Source organism: Janibacter terrae (genome assembly GCF_039636765.1).
Lineage (GTDB): Bacteria > Actinomycetota > Actinomycetes > Actinomycetales > Dermatophilaceae > Janibacter > Janibacter terrae.
In genome coordinates this window covers 3085678-3099878 of record NZ_CP144167.1, presented here as the reverse complement: position 1 = coordinate 3099878, position 14201 = coordinate 3085678, and the positions used below count along the sequence as shown (strand labels likewise).

At 74.2% G+C, this 14201-nt stretch carries 14 protein-coding genes; 9 read left to right on the top strand and 5 right to left on the bottom strand.

The annotated features are described in order from the left end of the window. Position 1 precedes the first annotated feature (1 nt). From V3C34_RS15425 to V3C34_RS15390, 8 genes are all read left to right on the top strand, one after another. On the top strand, positions 2 to 400 hold the full coding sequence (locus tag V3C34_RS15425) for a 6-carboxytetrahydropterin synthase (RefSeq protein WP_346007584.1): 399 nt from the start codon (positions 2 to 4) through the stop codon (positions 398 to 400). After that, positions 397 to 1491, top strand: a complete 1095-nt coding sequence (locus V3C34_RS15420) for a glycosyltransferase family 4 protein (RefSeq protein WP_346007583.1) — start codon at positions 397 to 399, stop codon at positions 1489 to 1491. The genes V3C34_RS15425 and V3C34_RS15420 overlap by 4 nt, the downstream gene beginning before the upstream one ends. Then, positions 1488 to 2315, top strand: a complete 828-nt coding sequence (locus V3C34_RS15415; protein WP_346007582.1) for a methyltransferase domain-containing protein — start codon at positions 1488 to 1490, stop codon at positions 2313 to 2315. Before V3C34_RS15420 ends, V3C34_RS15415 begins: the two co-directional genes overlap by 4 nt. A gap of 73 nt (positions 2316 to 2388) precedes the next feature. Then, a complete protein-coding gene (locus tag V3C34_RS15410) occupies positions 2389 to 3237 on the top strand; it encodes a lysylphosphatidylglycerol synthase domain-containing protein (protein ID WP_338537717.1) in 849 nt (282 codons plus the stop codon). Next, complete coding sequence (locus V3C34_RS15405) at positions 3230 to 3970, top strand: RibD family protein (protein ID WP_338537718.1); 741 nt, start codon at positions 3230 to 3232, stop codon at positions 3968 to 3970. Before V3C34_RS15410 ends, V3C34_RS15405 begins: the two co-directional genes overlap by 8 nt. Further along, the gene (locus tag V3C34_RS15400) at positions 3967 to 4602 is read left to right on the top strand and encodes a GTP cyclohydrolase II (protein ID WP_346007581.1); all 636 of its coding nucleotides are present in this window, start codon (positions 3967 to 3969) and stop codon (positions 4600 to 4602) included. The genes V3C34_RS15405 and V3C34_RS15400 overlap by 4 nt, the downstream gene beginning before the upstream one ends. Then, a complete protein-coding gene (locus tag V3C34_RS15395; protein ID WP_346007580.1) occupies positions 4599 to 6935 on the top strand; it encodes a CDP-alcohol phosphatidyltransferase family protein in 2337 nt (778 codons plus the stop codon). Before V3C34_RS15400 ends, V3C34_RS15395 begins: the two co-directional genes overlap by 4 nt. Further along, complete coding sequence (locus V3C34_RS15390; RefSeq protein ID WP_346007579.1) at positions 6932 to 7711, top strand: class I SAM-dependent methyltransferase; 780 nt, start codon at positions 6932 to 6934, stop codon at positions 7709 to 7711. The genes V3C34_RS15395 and V3C34_RS15390 overlap by 4 nt, the downstream gene beginning before the upstream one ends. 18 nt (positions 7712 to 7729) lie before the next feature. Here the strand turns inward: V3C34_RS15390 and V3C34_RS15385 are convergent, their stop codons facing one another. The 5 genes from V3C34_RS15385 to V3C34_RS15365 form a co-directional block, all read right to left on the bottom strand. Then, complete coding sequence (locus V3C34_RS15385) at positions 7730 to 8461, bottom strand: anti-sigma factor (protein WP_346007578.1); 732 nt, start codon at positions 8459 to 8461, stop codon at positions 7730 to 7732. Further along, on the bottom strand, positions 8458 to 9084 hold the full coding sequence (gene sigK / locus V3C34_RS15380) for an ECF RNA polymerase sigma factor SigK (RefSeq protein WP_428832178.1): 627 nt from the start codon (positions 9082 to 9084) through the stop codon (positions 8458 to 8460). Before sigK ends, V3C34_RS15385 begins: the two co-directional genes overlap by 4 nt. A 14-nt stretch (positions 9085 to 9098) precedes the next feature. Beyond that, positions 9099 to 9761, bottom strand: a complete 663-nt coding sequence (locus V3C34_RS15375; RefSeq protein ID WP_346007577.1) for a fasciclin domain-containing protein — start codon at positions 9759 to 9761, stop codon at positions 9099 to 9101. A 67-nt stretch (positions 9762 to 9828) separates the two neighbouring features. Further along, the gene (locus tag V3C34_RS15370; protein WP_346007576.1) at positions 9829 to 11349 is read right to left on the bottom strand and encodes a molybdopterin-dependent oxidoreductase; all 1521 of its coding nucleotides are present in this window, start codon (positions 11347 to 11349) and stop codon (positions 9829 to 9831) included. Positions 11350 to 11446: 97 nt separating this feature from the next. Further along, entirely contained in the window at positions 11447 to 13666 is a 2220-nt protein-coding gene (locus V3C34_RS15365) for an NADP-dependent isocitrate dehydrogenase (RefSeq protein ID WP_346007575.1), read from the bottom strand. A gap of 258 nt (positions 13667 to 13924) precedes the next feature. Here V3C34_RS15365 and V3C34_RS15360 point away from each other — a divergent pair, with 258 nt between their 5' ends. Further along, positions 13925 to 14179 carry a hypothetical protein gene (locus V3C34_RS15360; RefSeq protein WP_338537727.1) on the top strand — a complete coding sequence of 85 codons (255 nt, stop codon included), beginning with the start codon at positions 13925 to 13927 and terminating at the stop codon, positions 14177 to 14179. Positions 14180 to 14201 lie beyond the last annotated feature (22 nt).

Sequence of the window (14201 nt, the reverse complement as noted above, 5' to 3'; positions counted from 1 at the left end):
GATGTTCAGCGTGACGGTGAGGGACCACGTGATGGTGGCCCACAGCCTGCGGGGAGAGGTCTTCGGCCCCGCGCAGCGGCTGCACGGCGCGACCTATGTCGTCGACGCGACCTTCCGCGCCGCGCAGCTCGACGACGACGGGCTCGTCGTCGACATCGGCGCGGCGACGGTGGCCCTGGCGGCCGTCCTCGCCGACCTGGCCCACCGCAACCTCGACGACGACCCGACGCTGGTAGACGTCAACACCACGACCGAGCGGCTGGCGCAGGTCGTCGCGGACCGGCTCGCGGACCGGGTCGCGGGCGGGGAGCTGGGTGCCGATGTCGGCCACCTGACCGGCCTGGCCGTCACCCTCCACGAGTCCCACGTCGCGTGGGCGAGCTACGAGCGTGCGCCGTGACCGCCGTGCACGTCGTCGTCCCGGAGGGCGTGGACGACCCGACCCGGCCGAGCGGCGGCAACACCTACGACCTCCGGGTCTGCGCGGGGCTGGCCCGTCGTGGCTGGGCGGTGAGCCGCCACGAGGCCGCCGGGCGGTGGCCCGGACCGGACGCTGCCGCGCGGCAGGCGCTGGGGGCCAGGTTGGCGGGCCTGTCGCGCGGCTCCCTCGTCCTCGTCGACGGGCTCGTGGCCTCGGCGGTCCCCGAGGTCCTCGTCGCCGAGGCCCGTCGGTTGCGGGTGGTCGTGCTGCTGCACCTGCCCCGCGGCCACGACGCGGCCGGGGGCGTCGACGGTGCCCCGGCACTCCGCCGCCGGACCCGGGCGGACGAAGGCACGGTCCTGCGCGCGGCGGCGGGGGTCATCGTCCCGAGCCGGTGGACGCGCGACTGGGTCGTCGAGGCCTACGGCCTCGCGGCCGACCGCGTCGACGTGGTGGCGCCGGGCGTCGACGCCGCACCGCTCGTGGCGGGCGGACCAGCGGGGAGCCGCCTGGCGTGCATCGGGGCCGTGGTCCCGACGAAGGGGCAGGACCGGCTCGTCGACGCGCTCGCGGACGTCACGGACCTGTCTTGGTCCTGCCAGGTCGTCGGGTCGCTCGATGTCGAGCCGTCGTGGGCCCGACGTCTCGGGCGGAGGGTCGAAGGGGGTGGCCTCGGGGAGCGGGTGCGCCTGCGTGGACCGCTCCCGGGACCGGAGGTGGACGCGGTGTACGCCGACAGCGACCTCCTCGTCGTCCCGTCGAGGATCGAGACGTACGGCTTGGTCGTGACCGAGGCCCTCGCGAGGGGCATCCCCGTCGTCGCGTCGCACGTGGGTGGCCTGCCCGAGGCGCTGGGTGACACGCCGCTCGGTCGGCCCGGGGTCCTGGTGCCACCCGACGAGCCCGCCGGCCTCGCCCGTGCGCTGCGGCGATGGCTCACGGACGCGGGGCGACGTGCCGACCTGAGGTCGGCGGCACGCGCGCGGCGGGAGGCCCTCGCGGACTGGTCGACGACGGCCGACGGTGTGTCCGCCGTGCTGTCGACCGTGCGGGCCGGGGCGGCCGCATGAGCGCGTCGACGGTCACGGTGAGCCCCGACTGGCTGCGGCTGCGGGAGCCGGCCGACGCGGCGGCCCGGTCCCTCGGCCTGCGGTGGACGCTCGGGCGGGTCCTCGCCGACACCCCGCGCCACGTCGTGCACGACCTCGGGAGCGGCACCGGGTCCATGGGGCGCTGGCTCGCCCCGCGCCTGCCCGGTCGGCAGCACTGGGTCCTGCACGACCGGGACGCCGCCCTCCTCGCCGTCGCCGCCGCGCACCCGCCGGCCGCAGCGCTGGACGGTGCGGCCGTGAGCGTCGAGACGCGCACGGGGGACCTCACCCGCCTCGGTGCGGACGACGTCGCCGACGCCACGCTGATCACGGCCTCTGCCCTCCTCGACATGCTCACGCTCGAGGAGATGGAGCGGGTCGTGGCGCGGTGCGTGCAGGCGCGGTGCCCGGTGTTGCTCACCCTCAGCGTCACGGGTCGGGTCCGGCTCACGCCGGGGGCGCTGCTCGACGCGCGCATCGAGACGGCCTTCAACGACCACCAGCGCCGCCGCGCGGGGGAGCGCGCCCTGCTCGGACCCGACGCGGCGGCAGCGGCCCGCGACCTGGCGCGGGGCCGCGGTGCACGGGTGCTGGTGGCGGCCAGCCCGTGGTGCCTCGGCGCCGACGCGGCGGCGCTCGCGGCCGAGTGGCTCACCGGGTGGCTGGCAGCGGCGGTCGAGCAGCGTCCGGACCTGCTCGACCCCGTCGCCGGGTACGCCGGGCTCCGGCGGGCGCAGCTGGCCGGGGGCGGGCTGGGCGTCCTGGTCGACCACGTCGACCTGCTGGTCCTGCCGCCTCGCTGAACCGGGAGGGGTCGTCGTGCGTGTCACTGCTGTGGAGACACCGGGCTCGTGGACGAGGTCGTGGCGACGGTGGGTGCGTCCCGTCGTCGGCGCCGCGATCCTCGGTGTGCTCCTCGCCCGGGTCGGCGCCGGAGCAGTGGTGGAGGGCCTGCTGTCGGTCGACGCCCTCGCGGTCGCCGTCGCCGTGGTGCTGACGGCGGTGACGACGACCAGCAGCGCGTGGCGCTGGCAGGTCGTCGCGGGGCGCCTCGGCGTCGGTCTGCCGCTGCGCACCGCCGTCGCGGCCTGCTACCGGTCACAGCTGGTCAACCTCACGCTGCCGGGAGGTGTCGTGGGTGATGTGGAGCGCGCGGTGCGGCACGGTCGCAGCGCGGCCGACCTGCGCGCCGGCCTGGGTGCGGTCGCCGTCGAGCGTCTGGTGGGTCAGGCCGTGCTCGTCCCCCTGGCCGTCGTGGCAGCCGCGGCCGCGGGCATCGTGCCGGTCCCGGTCGCTGCGGGTGTCCTGGCGCTGGTGGTGGGTGGGCTGTGGCTCGAGCGTCGTCACGGCTGGTCGGTCATCGCCCGCGTCGTCCTCGCCTCGGTCGTCGCGGTCGCAGGTCACGTCGCGATCTTCGTCCTCGTGGCCCGCGCCGTGGGGGTGAGCCTGCCCCTGGGGGTGCTGCTCCCGCTGACGCTCGTGGTGCTCCTCGTCGCGGGCATCCCGCTCAGCATCGCCGGGTGGGGCCCGCGTGAGGGCGCCGCGGCGTGGGCGTTCGCCGCGGCCGGAGCCACGGCGGCGCAGGGCCTGGCCGTGGCCGTCGCCTTCGGCGCAGTCGTCACCGTCGCGACGCTGCCCGGTGCGGTGGTCCTGCTGCACCGGCCGCGGGTGGTGCGCGGCGGGCACGCCCTCGCCCCGGCACCGGGGGTGGGCACCCGTGGCTGATCGGCCCTACACGATCCTCAGCTGTGCCGTCTCCCTCGACGGCTACCTCGACGACGCCACCGGCACCCGGCTCGTCCTGTCCAACGCCGCCGACCTCGACCGCGTCGACGACGTCCGGGCCGGGTGCGACGCGATCCTCGTGGGCGCGGGGACGATCAGGGCCGACGACCCACGTCTCCTCGTCCGCTCCGAGCACCGGCGCGCCGCCCGGGTCCTCGCCGGGCTCCCCGGGTCGCCCTGCAAGGTCACGGTGACCCGGCGCGCAGCCCTGGACCCGGCGGCGCGGTTCTTCGCCGACGACGGGGCCGACAAGCTCGTCTACTGCTCCTCGGCGGCAGCCCCGCGGACCCGGGCGCGGCTGGGCGTCCGGGCGCACGTCGTCGACGCGGGCCCACGGCCGACCCTGCGCACCGTGAGCGCGGACCTGGGGCGAAGGGGGGTGCGGCGGCTCCTCGTCGAGGGCGGCCAGCAGGTGCACACCCAGTTCATCGCCGAGGATCTCGCCGACGAGCTCCACCTCGTCCTGGCCCCGATCTTCGTCGGCGACTCGCACGCGCACCGCGTCGTCGCGGACGGGCCCCTCCCGTGGAACCGGGACCACCGCGCGCGCCTGGCCGAGGTGCGTCGGATCGGGGACGTCGTGCTCATGCGCTACGCCCTGTCCGCGCGCTGCGACGGGGACGGGCACGCTGCCGTCAGTGCCTCCGAGCGCCTCCTGGGGGTCCGGCCATGAGGCACCGACTCGCCGCTGCCGCGATCAGGACCGAGGTCCCCCTTCCGCTGGCCTTCGCCGACGGCTACCGCGTCGAGGGCCGCGTCATCAGCTTCACCGGGCTCATCGACGGCCGCGAGCACATCGCGGTCGCCCTCGGCGCGGTCGACGCAGCGCGCGACCCGCTCGTGCGGATCCACAGCGAGTGCCTCACCGGTGACGTCCTCGGCAGCGAGCGGTGCGACTGCGGGCCCCAGCTGCGGGAGGCCGTCGAGCGGATCGCCGAGGTCGGTGGCCACCTGCTCTACCTGCGGCAGGAGGGCCGAGGCATCGGCTTGTCCGCGAAGCTCGACGCCTACGCGCTCCAGGACGCGGGGCTGGACACCTACGAGGCCAACGAGGCGCTGGGCTTCGAGGCGGACGCCCGCGACTACACCGTGGCGGTGCAGATGCTCCGGGCGCTCGGGCTGGAGCGGGTGTCCCTGCTCAGCAACAACCCGGACAAGGCCGCCCAGCTCGAGCGGCTCGGCATCCGGGTCGTCGAGCAGGTGCCGACCGCGGTGCACCGGAGCCCGGCCAACGCCCGGTACCTCGCGACGAAGGCCGCCCGGGGCGCGCACCGCTTCGCGCCGTTCGCACCGCCTCGGCCGTGACCACGCCGCGCGTGCTCGTCCCCGCACGGGCCGTGGGGGCTCCGCGCACCGGGACCTGTGCCTCGGTCGGGACGGCCGGGCTCGCCACCCTGCTCGCGTTGCTGGGCGAGGTCGCCGGGCTCACCGCGCCGGGCTGGGCCGTCGGGTCCGTGTGCGGTGGCGCGTTGACCCTCTACCTGCTGCGGGGACTCGCGGCCGCGGGCTCCCGGTCACCGGGCCCCGCCGATCTCATCACCTACGGCCGGGGGCTGCTCGCCTGCGGGGTCGCGGGGCTGGCGGCAGAGTCCCTGGTCGCGCAACCCCAGCCCGCGGCCGTCCTCGTCCTGGCCGCCCCGGGTCTCGTCCTCGACGCGGTCGACGGGAGGCTGGCGCGCCGGACCGGGACGGTCTCGCCCTTCGGTGCGCGCTTCGACGGAGAGGTCGACGCCTTCCTCATCCTCGCGCTCAGCGTCTTCGTCGCGCCGACCTACGGGTGGTGGGTCCTGGCGGCAGGCCTGGCGCGCTACGCCTTCGCCGCGGCCGGGGTGGTCCTGCCCTGGCTGCGCGGACCCCTGGGGTACCGCTACTGGCGCAAGGTCGTCACGGCCACGGTAGGCGTTGTCCTCGCGGTGGCCGCCTCCGGCGTGCTGCCGCACGGGTGGATGGAGGCCGCGCTGGTCGGTGCCCTCGCCCTCCTCACCGAGTCCTTCGGGCGCGACGTGCGGACGCTGTGGCGTGCCCGTCACCCGGGCCGGCGGCGGGTGGCCCCCTTCGTCCTCGGCGTGGTGGCCCTGGCCGCGCTGTGGTTCGCACTCGTGGCGCCGGCCGACCCGGCCCGCATGTCGGTGCTCGCCCTGCTGCGCATCCCGCTCGAGGCCGTGGCGCTCGCCGGCCTGGCGGTCCTGCTCCCGTCACGATGGGCTGCGGTGCTCGGGGCAGGCGCGGGCCTCGTCCTCGGGGTGGTGACCGTCCTCAAGGTCCTCGACCTGGGCGCCGTCACCGTGCTCGGGCGTCCCTTCGAGGTGACGACGGACGGCCCGCTGCTGGCGTCCGGGCTGTCCTTCGTCGACGACTCGGCGGGTCCGTGGGCGGCGCGAGGCGCTGTGGTCGTGACGGCGGTCCTCGTCCTCGCTGCCCTCGCCGGCCTGCCCCGGGCCACGACACGGCTGGTGCGCGCCGCCCGGCACCACCGCCGGGTCGCGGAGCGGCTCGTCCTCGTCTCGGCGACCGTGTGGGTGGTGGCCGCCGGAGCGGGCCTGCGGTCGTCCGCCGGTCCCGTGGCCGTCACCGGCTCCGGGCCCTATGTCGTGGACAAGGGACGGGCATCGCTCGAGGCGCGGCACGACCTGGCGCAGTTCGAGCAGCAGGTCGCCGACGACCCCTTCGCCTCGGCGCCACCGGACCTGGCCGGTCTGGCCGGCAAGGACGTGCTCGTCGTCTTCGTCGAGAGCTACGGACGCGTCGCCGTCGAGGGACCGGGGTCCGGCCGGGTACGGGGTCTGGTGCGCGCGGGCGGGGACTCTCTGGGGTCACGCGGGTTCGCGGCGAGGAGCGGCTACCTCACGTCGCCGACCTTCGGTGGGAGCAGCTGGTTGGCCCACGCGACCGTGCAGGCCGGCGTGCCCGTGACGGACCAGCTGCGCTACGAGGTCCTGCTCGGCAGCGGGCGCAGCACGGTGTCGTCGATCCTCGGGCGCGGTGGGTGGCGCTCGGTCGCCCTCCTGCCGTCGGTGGACCGACCGTGGCCGCAGGGGCAGCGGTTCTACGACTTCGACCGCGTCTACGGCACCCACGACCTCGGCTACGCGGGTCCCCGTTTCGGCTTCTCGAAGGTGCCGGACCAGTTCGCCCTCACCGAGTTCGGTCGACGTGAGCTCACCCCTTCCCGCCGTGCGCCCGTCGTGGCCCAGATCGAGCTCACCTCGAGCCACGGCCCGTGGGCGCCGCTGCCCACGCGCGTCGACCCGACCGACCTCGGTGACGGGTCGGTCTACGACGACATGGCGGCCCGCGCGGTGGGCCCGGCGCAGCTCCTGCGCCATCGCGAGGACGTGCCGGCGGCCTACCGGCAGTCCATCGCCTACTCGCTGACTAGCGTCCTGGACCTGCTCCGGGCCCACGACGACGAGGATCTCGTCGTGGTCCTGCTGGGGGACCACCAACCGGCGTCCGTGGTGAGCGGGCACGGAGGCAACCGCGACGTCCCGGTGAGCGTGGTCGCCCGCGACCGGACGGTGGTCGACCGCATCGCCGCGTGGGGGTGGACCCCGGGCCTGGTCCCGGACCGCGGTGCCCCGGTGTGGCCGATGGCCGACTTCCGCGACCGTTTCCTCACGTCGCAGAGCACCCGATGACCGCGCCGGCCACCCCGGAGCGGGTGCTCTGGCAGGCTCGACGCGAGGCGTTCGCGCCGGGGGAGTTCGTCGGCCAGCAGAGCTTCGTCTCGGCGTCGGAGGTGGGTTGGCTCGCCTCCCGGGCGCGGGTCGCCCCGGGCGTTCGGGTGCTCGACCTGTGCTGCGGCCTCGCCGGGCCCGGTCTGTGGGTCACCGGGGTGCTCGGGTGCGAATACCTCGGGGTCGACGCCGACGCGGACGCGATCGCGACGGCACGTCGGAGGGCGAGCGAGCTGGGGGTGGGGGCCCGGTTCGTCGTGGGCCGGGTGCCGCCGCTGCCGCCGGGCACCTTCGAGGTCGTGCTGCTGCTCGAGACCCTGCTCGCCTTCCGGGACAAGGCGACGCTGCTGGTCCGCATCGCGGCCGCCCTCGAGCCGGGCGGCCGGTGCGCCCTGACCGTCGAGGCAGGGGACCCGCTGGGCCCTGCGGAGCGCGCGGTGATGCCGGGGTCGGACACCGTGTGGCCGACCCCCTTCGCGCAGCTGCGGGCCGACCTCGAGGCAGCCGGGCTGCGGCTGGTCGCCCGCACCGACCGCAGCCTCGACCACGCGCGCGTGGCGCTGGCGCTCGCCGCGTCCTACGAGCGCCGGGCACCCCGTCTCGACGCGGTGGTCGGTGCGGGCGCACGTCGCGACATCGTCGCGGGGCACCGGCTCTGGGCCGAGTGGCTCGCCTCCGGTCGGATCCGCAAGTACTGCGTCGTCGCCGAGCGGGTGCGCGCCCAGCGCCTCTGGTGACGCCGGCCGATTCCGGGGTCAGCCGAGCTCGACGAGTGCCACCGGGTCGCTCGTCGGCTGCCTCGACCCACCGGCCGGCTCCATGGTCAGGCCCACCCCCGCGGCTGTCGAGACATCCCCTTCGAGGAGCATCTCGCCGTCGGTGCCGGGCACCATCCCGGCGGAGGTCATCTCGCCCGAGGCGTCCTGCAGCCAGGCCTGGTAGGCCCGGCCCTCGCCGGGCGCGGAGAGGCCCTCGACGCGCAGCACGGCCCGGCCCATGTCCTCGGAGCGGGTGATCCTGACGGTGCCACCGTCTGCCGTCGTCGCGGACCAGCTGTGGGCGTCGTCCGCAGCCACGACCTGCTCGGTCAGGCTCTGGCTCGTGCGCTCGACCACCTGCCAGGTGGCGCCACCGCCGACGACGAGGGCGGCGGCCGCGGCGAGGGCGACCCAGCGTCGCCGCACCCGCTGACGCAGGGGAGTCACGGTCGCCTGCTCGGCCTCGGCTTCGGCCGCGGGCTCCGGCCCGGGCACCGGTGGCGGGTCCTGCCGGGTGGTGCGGACCGCGGCCAGCACGTCGGCGCGCAGCGCGGGCGGCGGGGTGACGGCGACCGTCTCCGCGAGCAGCGGTGTGACCAGGCGGAAGGAGTCCACCTCGTCGCGGCAGGTCGAGCACCGCGCGAGGTGCTGCTCGAAGTCGGCTCGTTCCCCGTCGTCGAGGGCGTCGAGGACGTAGGCCCCGGAGAGGCTGTGCAGGTCTTCGCTCATGGCGTCACTCCCAACTGGTCCCTCAGGCGGATGAGTCCGTCGCGGATGCGTGTCTTGGCGGTGCCGAGCGGCAGGTCGAGGAGGCCGGCCACCTCGGTGTGGGTGTAGCCGCCCAGGTAGGCGAGGCTCACCGCCTCCCGTTGCGCCGCGGTCAGCCCGTCGAGCGCGGAGCGCACCCGTCTGGCCTCGATGCGGGCGGTCGCCAGCTCGGCGGTGGTGTCGAAGTCGACCTCACGGGTGCGCGCGTGCCAGGTGTCGTCACGGGTGACGGCCGCCTGGCTCGAGCGCACCCGGTCGATGGCCCTGCGGTGGGCCATGGTCAGCATCCAGCCGATCGCCGACCCCTTGCGCGGGTCGAAGTGGCTGGCCCGGCGCCAGACCTCGAGGAAGACCTCCTGCGTGACCTCCTCGGACTGCGCGGGGTTGCGCAGGACCCGCAGGACGAGTCCGTGCAGCCGCGGTGCGGTCTCGTCGTACACCGCCGCGAAGGCCGCCTCGTCCCCCTTCGCCACCTGCTTGAGGCGTTGGGCGAGCGGGTCGCCGACACCGCCGGCAGGCTCCCCCTGGGCGCCGGTGAGGGCGTCCGGGAGGTCCTGCTGGTGGGGAGGGGGCACGAGGTCCATCGTGGTCTATCAGATCACTTGGCGGTCGGCATGAGGACCGAGTCGATGATGTAGACGGTCGCGTTGGCGGTCTGCACGTCGCCGCAGACGACCTCGGCCTCGCCGACGGTGAAGTCCTCGCCGGAGCCCTTGACCGTGACCTCGTCGCCGGCGAGGGTCTCGTGGGTGCCGGCGAGGTCCTCGGGGGCGAGGCGGCCGTCGACGACGTGGTGCGTCAGGACCGTGGTGAGCAGGCCCTTGGGGTCGCCCATCGCCTTGTCCAGCGTGGCCTTGTCCATCGCGGCGAAGGCGTCGTCGGTCGGCGCGAAGACGGTGATGTCCTTCGAGGAGTTGAGCGTCTTGGCCAGGTCGGCCTCCGTGACCGCCTTGACGAGGGTCTTCAGGGCCGGGTTGTTGCTCGCAGCGGTGGCGACCGGGTCCTTGGCCATGCCGTCGAAGGAGCCCTTGCCGCTCGTGGGGACGGCCTGGCAGCCCTCGCCGAAGGGAGCGGCTGCCTCGGTGGCCCCGCCCGAGGTGGTCATCGAGTCGTCGGAGCCCATGGACTCGGAGCTGCTCGCGGAGCTGGCGCTCGAGGAGGCCCCCGACCCGGCGGAGTCGCCACCGCAGGCGGTGAGGGCGAAGGGGAGGGTGATCGCGGCGAGGGCAGCGGCGGTGCGGGTGGTGGTCATGCGGAACATGTCGGCCTCCAGGGCGTCGGGATTGACTGTGCGACAAGGGTTCGGAGCCGTCGCGTTCCCGGATGGCTCAGTCCGTGACCGTGACCGCGATCGAGTGCCAGCCCGTGGCCCCGGAGGGGAAGGGGGTGGCGTCCTGCTGCGTCTGCACCTCGCCCGTCCCGTCGGTCGCGCGCACGGTGATGTCGTGCCGGCCGGGGGTGGCGTCCCACGGGAGGAACCACTGCCGCCAGCAGTCGACGTTGGCCTCGGCGCCGAGGGTGGCGCGCCGCCACTCGCCGTCGTCGACGCGCACGTCGACCCGGGTGATGCCGCGCCCCTGGGCCCAGGCGACGCCACCGATGACGGTGCGACCGGGGGCGATGCGTCGCAGCGCCCGGGGTGTGTCGACGCGCGCCTGCGTCCTGACCCGGCCGTCGGTGGCCCAGTCGCGGTCGGTCCAGTAGGCGCTCGCCCGGTCGTAGCGGGTGACGGTCATCCTCGTGAGCCACTTGGTCGCGCCGACGAACCCGTAGAGCCCGGGCGTGACCAGCCGTGCGGGGAAGCCGTGCTCGCGGGGCAGCGGCGAGCCGTTCATCCCGACCGCGACGAGCGCGTCGCGGTCGTCGAGCAGCGCGGACAGGGGCGTGGAGATCGTCATGCCGTCGGTCGACGTCGACAGGACCTGCAGGTCCGGGTCCTTCGGGTCGACGTCGAGGCCGGCGCGCGCGAGGAGCTCGCGGGTGGGCACGCCGAGCCAGCGGGCAGTGCCGATGTAGGGGCCGCCGACCTCGTTGGAGACGCAGTTGAGCGTGATGTCACGCTCGATCATGGGCGTCGCGAGCAGCTCCCCGATGTCCATCGTGAACCCGTCCGGCACATCGCCGTCGATCGTCAGAGACCAGTCGCCCGGGTCGACGTTCGGCGCGAGCAGTGCGGTGTCGATCCGGTAGAACTGCGCGTTCGGCGTGACGAAGGGGGAGATCCCCGGCGTGCCGACCTCCACGCCCGCGGGCAGCGGGGCGAGGGGACGCGTCGGGTCCGGCAGGGCGAGGGTCGGCGGCGTGGCGCGCGCGACGAGCGCCTGCCCGGAGGCCCCGAGGGCGACCGCCGCGACACCCGTGCCGCCGAGGGCGACGACCGAGCGGCGGGTCGGCTGCGCGGGGCCCGCGTGGGACGCTCCCGCGGGCAGCACCCTGGCCACGAGGAGGTCCAGGGCGAGCACGCCGACCACGGCCGCGACGACTGCGGGCAGCCAGGCCAGCGCGTCGGCGGTGGGGCGCAGGACCGCAGCCGCGCCCGCCAGCCCCGTGAGCAGCAGGAGCAGCAGCGTCGAGAGCAGGCGCGAGCGCGGTCGGACCGCACCGGCCACCGCTGCGAGCAGCAGGGTGACGAGCGCGACCGAGCCGATGAGCACCGGCTTGTCCGCGGTGCCGAAGGTCGAGACCGCCCACTCCTTGACGGGGGTGGGCGTGGCATCGATGACCTGGCTGCCCACGGCGAGGACGGGTGAGGCAGGGGGCGAGACCAGCGCCGCGACGAGGTGGGCGGCGGCGGTCCCGAGGGCGGCGGCTGCCACGCCGCAGGTCGCGGGCAGGATCCAGGTCTTCATGCCACGGGGTTCGGAGCCGATCCTCCGGTGGATGGGTCCGCGGCACGACGAAGGGGGCCCCGTCCGGGACCCCCTGCGTCGTGCGGACCGTGAGCGCTCAGAGCGCGTCGATGATCTCGTTGAAGGTGCTGCTCGGACGCATCGCGGCGGAGACCTTGTCCGCGTCCGGCTTGTAGTAGCCACCGAGGTCGACGGGCGAGCCCTGGACCGCGACGAGCTCCTCGTTGATCTTGTCCTCGTTCGCCGCGAGCTGCTCGGCGACCGCGGTGAAGCGCTCCTTGAGCTCGGCGTCGGCGTCCTGGGCGGCCAGCGCCTGCGCCCAGTACAGGGCGAGGTAGAAGTGGCTGCCGCGGTTGTCGATCTGGCCGACCTTGCGCGCCGGCGACTTGTTCTCCTCGAGGAAGGTCGCGATGGCGGTGTCGAGCGTGTCCGCGAGGACCTGCGCCTTGGGGTTGCCGAAGTTCGTCGCCAGGTGCTCGAGCGAGGCGCCCAGCGCCGAGAACTCGCCGAGCGAGTCCCAGCGCAGGTAGTTCTCCTTGACGAACTGCTGCACGTGCTTCGGGGCGGAGCCGCCGGCACCGGTCTCGAAGAGCCCACCGCCCGCGAGGAGCGGGACGATCGAGAGCATCTTGGCGCTCGTACCGAGCTCGAGGATCGGGAAGAGGTCCGTGAGGTAGTCGCGCAGGACGTTGCCGGTCACGGAGATCGCGTCCTTGCCGGCGCGGATCTGCTCGAGGCAGAAGGTGATCGCCTCGACCGGCGGGAGGATGCGGATGTCCAGGCCCTCGGTGTCGTGCTGCGGCAGGTACTCGCGGACCTTGGCGATGATCTGCGCGTCGTGGGCCCGCTGCTCGTCGAGGAAGAAGACGGCCGGTGCGCCGGTCGCACGGGCGCGGGTGACGGCGAGCTTGACCCAGTCCTGGACGGGGATGTCCTTGACCCGGCTCATGCGCCAGATGTCACCCTCCTCGACCGAGTGCTCGAGGAGCGTCTCGCCGTCCGTGCCGGTGACGGTGACCGTGCCGGCGGTCGGGATCTCGAAGGTCGTCGGGTGCGAGCCGTACTCCTCGGCCTTCTGCGCCATGAGGCCGACGTTGGGGACGGTGCCGATCGTCGCGGGGTCGAGGGCGCCGTTGCGCTTGTGCTCCTCGATGACGGCCGCGTACATCGGGCCGTAGGAGCGGTCCGGGACGAGCGCGAGGGTCTGCGACTGGCCGCCCTCGGCGTTCCACATCTGCCCGGAGTCGCGGATGACGACCGGCATCGAGGCGTCGATGATGACATCGCTCGGGACGTGCAGGTTGGTGATGCCCTTGTCCGAGTCGACCATCGCGATGGCCGGGCGGGAGTCCGCGAGGGCCTTGATGTCGGCGAGGATCTCGTCGCGCTTGTCGGCCGGCAGCTGCTCGATCTGCGTGTAGAGCGAGGCCAGCCCGTAGCGCAGGTCGACCTCGGCCTCGACGAAGGCCGCCGCGTGCTTCTCGACGAGGTCACCGAGCCAGGCGGCGACGCCGTGGCCGAAGAGGATCGGGTCGGAGACCTTCATCATCGTGGCCTTGAGGTGGAGCGAGAAGAGCAGGCCCTCCTCCTTCGCGGCGGCGATCTGCTCGTCGTAGAACGCGCGGAGCGCGGAGACCGACAGGAAGGTCGCGTCGACGATCTCCCCCTTCGTCACCGGGACGGAGTCCTTGAGGACGGTGGCCGTGCCGTCGGCGGCGGTGAGGGTGATCTTCAGGGTGTCGTCCTCGGCCATGACGACGGACTTCTCGTTGCCGTAGAAGTCGCCGCCGGGCATCGAGGCGACGCGGGCCTTGTTGTCCGCGGTCCACGGACCGAGCTTGTGCGGGTGCTTCCGGGCGAAGTTCTTCACGGCCAGCGGCGCGCGGCGGTCGGAGTTGCCCTCGCGCAGGACCGGGTTGACCGCGGAGCCGAGGACGGTGGCGTAGGCCGCGGCGACCTGCTTCTCCTCCTCGCTCTCGGGGGAGTCGGGGTAGCTCGGTAGGTCGTAGCCCTGACCCTGGAGCTCGGCGATCGCGGCCTTGAGCTGCGGCACGGAGGCCGAGATGTTCGGCAGCTTGATGATGTTGGCCTCGGGGGTCGTGGCCAGGGCGCCGAGCCCGGAGAGGTTGTCGGGGACGCGCTGCTCGTCGGTCAGGCGGTCGGGGAACTGCGCGAGGATGCGGCCGGCGAGGGAGATGTCGCTCGTCTCGAGCTCGACTCCGGTGCCCGAGGTGAAGGCCTGGACGATCGGCAGGAGCGAGTACGTGGCCAGCGCGGGGGCCTCGTCGATCTTGGTCCAGATGATCTTCTCGGTCATGGGTGTCCCTCCAAGGAGTGTGGGGTGGGTCTCGTGGAGATCTTCCCACGCGGGCGAAGGGGGACGCCCTGCGGCTCCGGCGGCCGGTCGCCCGGGGAACGCAATGGGTAGTTCTTGCCGCAATTGGTTCAGTAAAGGGTCTGGTAAATATTGGTAAGAGGTTGGTAAAGTTTCGCCACGAGGACGCGGACGGGGAGGTCCACGACCTCGTCCCGAGGCAGACCCTGCCCCGGGTCGGCTCGGGGAGGGGTTTGTGCAGTGCGCATCGAGATCATGTACTTCGTGGGGTGGGTCACCGTCCCGATGGTCGCCTACACCAGTGCCCAGTGGGCCATCCGTCACTCCAACCAGCGCAGTGCCCTGCGGACCCGGACCGACGCCGCAGGGCGTCTGGACGAGATGCGGACCCAGCGCGTCGCGACCGGTGCCACCGAGCGCGGTCGCATGACCGAGGCGATCCGCCTCGCCGAGAACGCCGCGGCCAGCGCCGCCCTGATGATTCGTCGGGGTTGACGTGGTCGGCGTCCCGCGTCTG

Bases quoted from the DNA above. Each gene is read 5' to 3' on its own strand.
- V3C34_RS15375 (WP_346007577.1), bottom strand. From the start codon at position 9,761: ATGTTCCGCATGACCACCACCCGCACCGCCGCTGCCCTCGCCGCGATC.
- sigK (WP_428832178.1), bottom strand. From the start codon at position 9,084: ATGGACCTCGTGCCCCCTCCCCACCAGCAGGACCTCCCGGACGCCCTC.
- V3C34_RS15365 (WP_346007575.1), bottom strand. From the start codon at position 13,666: ATGACCGAGAAGATCATCTGGACCAAGATCGACGAGGCCCCCGCGCTG.
- V3C34_RS15415 (WP_346007582.1), top strand. From the start codon at position 1,488: ATGAGCGCGTCGACGGTCACGGTGAGCCCCGACTGGCTGCGGCTGCGG.
- V3C34_RS15400 (WP_346007581.1), top strand. From the start codon at position 3,967: ATGAGGCACCGACTCGCCGCTGCCGCGATCAGGACCGAGGTCCCCCTT.
- V3C34_RS15385 (WP_346007578.1), bottom strand. From the start codon at position 8,461: ATGAGCGAAGACCTGCACAGCCTCTCCGGGGCCTACGTCCTCGACGCC.
- V3C34_RS15370 (WP_346007576.1), bottom strand. From the start codon at position 11,349: ATGAAGACCTGGATCCTGCCCGCGACCTGCGGCGTGGCAGCCGCCGCC.
- V3C34_RS15425 (WP_346007584.1), top strand. From the start codon at position 2: ATGTTCAGCGTGACGGTGAGGGACCACGTGATGGTGGCCCACAGCCTG.
- V3C34_RS15390 (WP_346007579.1), top strand. From the start codon at position 6,932: ATGACCGCGCCGGCCACCCCGGAGCGGGTGCTCTGGCAGGCTCGACGC.